The organism is Marinobacter sp. UBA3607, from assembly GCF_002375525.1.
Taxonomy (GTDB): domain Bacteria; phylum Pseudomonadota; class Gammaproteobacteria; order Pseudomonadales; family Oleiphilaceae; genus Marinobacter; species Marinobacter vinifirmus.
In genome coordinates, this window is sequence record NZ_DFLY01000020.1 from 1 (window position 1) to 4,255 (window position 4,255).

Consider the following 4,255-nt stretch of genomic DNA (forward strand, 5'->3'; position numbering starts at 1 on the left):
TCCCGGTAAAGCGCGATGAACCGCTTTTTTGTGCCTTGAGCCTGTCAGTCTGAAGACCAGGCCTGGGTCCGTTCACGATCAGACGCCTTCTGTTCCACCCAGTGCTCGCCGTCAGAGGTCATCTCTTTCTTCCAGAACGGGGCGGAAGTTTTCAGGGCGTCCATGATGAACGAGCAGGCGGCGAAGGCATCGCCCCGGTGGGCGCTGCACACGCCAACAAATACGATCTGGTCGGAAAGCGCTAGTCGCCCGACCCGGTGAATCACCCGGGCATCACGGACATCCCAGCGGCGGGAAGCCTCGTCAATCAGCCCTTGAATAACCGCCTCCGTCATCCCCGGATAATGTTCCAGGAACAGCCCCGTTACGCCGGACAGGTCTCCGGAATCCCGGACCAGTCCGGTGAAAGTGGCAATGGCACCGGTGCCTGAACCGCTTGCTCTCAGCGCGGCATATTCCGCGCCTGTATCAAAATCCCCGGTCTGCACAGAAATCATCTCAACCTCCGGTTACCGGCGGGAAAAACGCGACCTCATCACCGGCCTTCACCGCCGTGGCGGGTTTTGCCATGGCCTGGTTGACCGCCACCATAACCGGCTGGTCGCCCTTAAGCTGGGCCCACCGGCCGCCGCGGCTGGCCAGTTGGGTCAGGAGGTCGTCGACGGTTTGCCCGTCAGTGGCGGGCAGGCTCAGGGAATCGGTATCCAGCTCTTCCCGCAGGCGGGCGAAGAAGCGAACGGTCAGGGTAGGCTCGGTCATCATCAGCTCAGCAATTCGTTAAAGGAATAGAACGTAACCAGGTCGCCCCGGCCCACCCGGGTATTCTCGGGCACTATTGCCAATCCCGAAGCCCAGCAGGCGGAACTCATTACCCCGGAACTCTGGTTGGGGAAGGCCGCAACCTGCACTTCGGAGCCGGCATTCTCCTTGCGGGCCCTGACAAATTCGCGGCGCACCGAGGTCTCGGTAATCTCGAACGCGGCAGGCAAGCGCTCACCGGTCAGCGCAACATCGGAGCGGCCCTGGCGCTTGCGGATGTAGGGCAGGGCCACGACCATAAAGGTAACCAGTACCGACGCCGGGTTGCCGGGCAGTCCGATAACCGGCGTGCCCGCCACTTCGCCGAAGGCCAGCGGCTTGCCCGGTTTGATCGCCAGGCGCCAGAGTGACAGCTTGCCGGATTCCTCGAGCACGGCCCGCACATGGTCTTCCTCGCCCACCGATACCCCGCCACTGGTGATGATCAGGTCGGCCTCTGCCGCAGCCCGTGCAAGGGTCTGGCGGGTGGCATCGCGGGTGTCTTCCAGGCTTTCACACAGGGTTACGTCGCAGCCAGCCTCGGCCAGCAGACCCAGCAGGGTATACCGGTTGGTGTTGTAGATCTGCCCCGGTGCCAGTGGCTGGCCCGGGTCTACCAGCTCATCGCCGGTGGTCAGGATGGCCACTTTCAGCTTCGCCAGCACCGGCACCCGGTTGATGCCGGTGGACGCCAGCAGGCCCATTTCCTGTGGCCGGATTCGTGTACCCCGGGCCAGGGCCAGGGCCCCCTTGGTAAGGTCTTGCCCACGGCGCCGGATGTTCTGGCCAGAGCTGACCGTAGCGTTGATCACGATGCTGTCGCCGCTACGTTCTACCCGCTCCTGCATCACCACCGCATCGGCGCCTTCGGGGATCTCCGAGCCGGTGAAGATGCGCACTGCCGTGCCCGGCTGCAGCGGTGCCGGGGCGGTGCCGGCGGGAACCCGGTCAGACACGGTCAGCGCTTCGCCATCCCGTACATCACCGTGGCAAACCGCGTAGCCATCCACCGCGCTGTTGTCGGCCGGCGGCACATCCGCCGGCACATAATGGTTTTCCGCCAGGATCCGGCCCAGGCAGTCTGTCAGGTTGACGGCCTCGGCACGGGTAACCGGGGTGGCCCGGCCAAGCAGGTGGTTCAGGGCATCGTCCAGGGAGATCAGGTTCTGGCCAGCCATAACGTCTCCTTATCGTTCGGCCCGGGAGCCGATTACTTCATGCAGCCGCTGGCAGGCACGATCCGGCTTGCGCAAGGTCAGCCCTGAGAAATTGCAGGGGCCGTGGCGGCTGTCGAGCTGGCTTTTCAGAATGCCTTCCCACCCGGTGCGGCAGGCGCCGGTGGAGCCGGGCAGGCAGAAAATGACCGTGTTATTGGCCATGCCTCCGAAAGCCCGGGACTGAATGGTGGAACTGGCGATCTCGGCGGCGGACAAGCGGCGGAACTCTTCGCCGAAGCCGACAATCTCCTTGTCGAGCAGCGCACCAACGGCTTCCGGGGTGCTGTCCCGTTCCATAAAGCCGGTGCCGCCGGTGATAATGATTGAATGAACTTCCGGATCGGCAATCCACAGGGACATCAGCGCACGGATCAGGTAGACGTCGTCCGGCAGGATACGGCGGGCCAGCAGCCGGTGGCCGGCTTCGATAACCTGGTCTTCCAGGTACTGGCCGGAGGTGTCTTCGGCGGGGCCGCGGGTGTCTGATACGGTTAACAGGGCGACGTTCAGGGGTTTGAGTTCGCTGGTAAGGTCACTGCTCATGGAAAGACTCCAGAAGGCTGTATCAACAATACAGTCAGTATCCGGATTGGCGCTGGTAAATGGAAGAGGGTGCCTGCCAGAGAGATTTCCGGTGTCGACATTGGTCTGATGCAGGGCAAGCCACTGGTTTAAATTTGGTCACAGGTCTTGACATCAGCCTTCAAGGTGGTCGATTATGCCGCTTGCCCGGCGAACGATTGTTCCCACTCTCTGGCTTCAGCATACTTAATCCGGATTTCATCTGCACCGGTAGCTCCATCGAGCCAGCACCTTGTTTCAGCTTAATCAGATCAATGCGTTCAGGGGCACCCCTGTCATTCCAACTGTCGTTTACTTCCATTCCTGAAAATCCAACAAACTATGAATCTTACTGAACTCAAGCAGAAATCCGTGCCCGAATTGCTCGATATTGCGCAAGAAATGGGTCTGGATAACCTGGCTCGCTCGCGCAAGCAAGACGTGATCTTCACCATCCTGAAGAAACACGCCAAAAGCGGCGAAGACATTTACGGTGATGGTGTACTGGAAATTCTGCAGGACGGTTTCGGCTTCCTTCGTTCCGGCGATGCCTCTTACCTGGCCGGTCCGGACGATATCTACGTCTCTCCCAGTCAGATCCGCCGTTTCAACCTGCGTACCGGCGATACCGTTTCCGGCAAGATCCGCCCGCCGAAAGACGGCGAACGTTATTTTGCCCTGCTGAAAGTTAACGAGATTAACTTCGACAAGCCGGACAACGCCCGTAACAAGATTCTGTTCGAGAACCTCACCCCGCTGTTCCCCCAGGAGCGTCTGACCCTGGAACTGGGTAACGGCAGTACAGAGGATCTCTCTTCCCGGGTACTGGACCTGGTGGCTCCGATCGGTAAAGGCCAGCGTGGCCTGATCGTATCTCCGCCCAAGGCCGGTAAAACGCTGCTGATGCAGGGCATCGCCCAGTCCATCACCCGCAACAACCCGGAATGTCACCTGATGGTGTTGCTGATTGACGAGCGCCCGGAAGAAGTGACGGAAATGCAGCGTACCGTGCGCGGCGAGGTTGTGGCCTCTACCTTTGACGAGCCGCCGGCCCGCCACGTTCAGGTAGCCGAGATGGTGATCGAAAAAGCCAAGCGCCTGGTGGAGCACAAAAAGGATGTGATCATCCTGCTGGACTCCATCACCCGCCTGGCCCGCGCCTACAACACCGTGATTCCGTCTTCCGGTAAGGTGCTGACCGGTGGTGTGGATGCCCACGCCCTGGAAAAACCCAAGCGCTTCTTCGGTGCAGCCCGGAATGTAGAAGAGGGCGGCAGCCTGACTATCCTGGCCACAGCGCTGGTGGATACCGGTTCCAAGATGGACGAGGTTATCTACGAGGAGTTCAAGGGTACCGGTAACATGGAAGTGCACCTGGACCGCAAGATTGCCGAGAAGCGGGTTTACCCGGCCATCAACATCCGTCGTTCCGGCACCCGCCGCGAAGACCTGCTGATGAGCGAAGCGGAAATCCAGCGCGTGTGGATCCTGCGCAAGCTGCTGCACTCCATGGACGACGACACTGCGTCTCTGGAATTCCTGCTCGACAAGCTGCGGGATACCAAGACCAATGACGAGTTCTTCCAGTCTATGAAGCGTCGTTGATACTGATTTCTCTGCGCGCCTGATTTTGGGGCGCGAGTAAAGAAGTCGGAAGAACAAGGCCGGGAGGGGGTGTC

General features: G+C 60.6%; 5 protein-coding genes. 1 reads left to right on the forward strand and 4 read right to left on the reverse strand.

All coding sequences use genetic code 11. The annotated features are described in order from the left end of the window. Positions 1-44: 44 nt before the first annotated feature. Genes B2589_RS07455 through moaB form a run of 4 tightly spaced genes read right to left on the reverse strand, consistent with a single transcriptional unit; the run spans position 45 to position 2,558 of the window. The gene (locus B2589_RS07455; protein ID WP_022987534.1) at positions 45-497 is read right to left on the reverse strand and encodes a molybdenum cofactor biosynthesis protein MoaE; all 453 of its coding nucleotides are present in this window, start codon (positions 495-497) and stop codon (positions 45-47) included. 1 nt (position 498) lies between these two features. Next, positions 499-759 carry a molybdopterin converting factor subunit 1 gene (moaD, locus tag B2589_RS07460; protein ID WP_286816142.1) on the reverse strand — a complete coding sequence of 87 codons (261 nt, stop codon included), beginning with the start codon at positions 757-759 and terminating at the stop codon, positions 499-501. A 2-nt stretch (positions 760-761) separates the two neighbouring features. Next, positions 762-1,976: a gephyrin-like molybdotransferase Glp gene (gene glp / locus B2589_RS07465; protein ID WP_286816124.1), complete on the reverse strand. Its 1,215-nt coding sequence runs from the start codon at positions 1,974-1,976 to the stop codon at positions 762-764. 9 nt (positions 1,977-1,985) lie between these two features. Continuing rightward, the gene (gene moaB, locus B2589_RS07470; RefSeq protein WP_286816125.1) at positions 1,986-2,558 is read right to left on the reverse strand and encodes a molybdenum cofactor biosynthesis protein B; all 573 of its coding nucleotides are present in this window, start codon (positions 2,556-2,558) and stop codon (positions 1,986-1,988) included. Between the two features lie 360 nt (positions 2,559-2,918). On the opposite strand from moaB, the gene rho reads away from it, so the two are divergent. Beyond that, positions 2,919-4,181, forward strand: coding sequence for a transcription termination factor Rho (rho, locus tag B2589_RS07475; RefSeq protein ID WP_022987538.1), 1,263 nt, complete (start codon positions 2,919-2,921; stop codon positions 4,179-4,181). The last annotated feature ends 74 nt before the right edge of the window (positions 4,182-4,255 follow it).

What these genes read in the sequence shown, in the direction of transcription:
- rho (WP_022987538.1), top strand. Translation starts at nt 2,919, where the DNA reads ATGAATCTTACTGAACTCAAGCAGAAATCCGTGCCCGAATTGCTCGAT.
- glp (WP_286816124.1), bottom strand. Translation starts at nt 1,976, where the DNA reads ATGGCTGGCCAGAACCTGATCTCCCTGGACGATGCCCTGAACCACCTG.
- moaD (WP_286816142.1), bottom strand. Translation starts at nt 759, where the DNA reads ATGACCGAGCCTACCCTGACCGTTCGCTTCTTCGCCCGCCTGCGGGAA.
- B2589_RS07455 (WP_022987534.1), bottom strand. Translation starts at nt 497, where the DNA reads ATGATTTCTGTGCAGACCGGGGATTTTGATACAGGCGCGGAATATGCC.
- moaB (WP_286816125.1), bottom strand. Translation starts at nt 2,558, where the DNA reads ATGAGCAGTGACCTTACCAGCGAACTCAAACCCCTGAACGTCGCCCTG.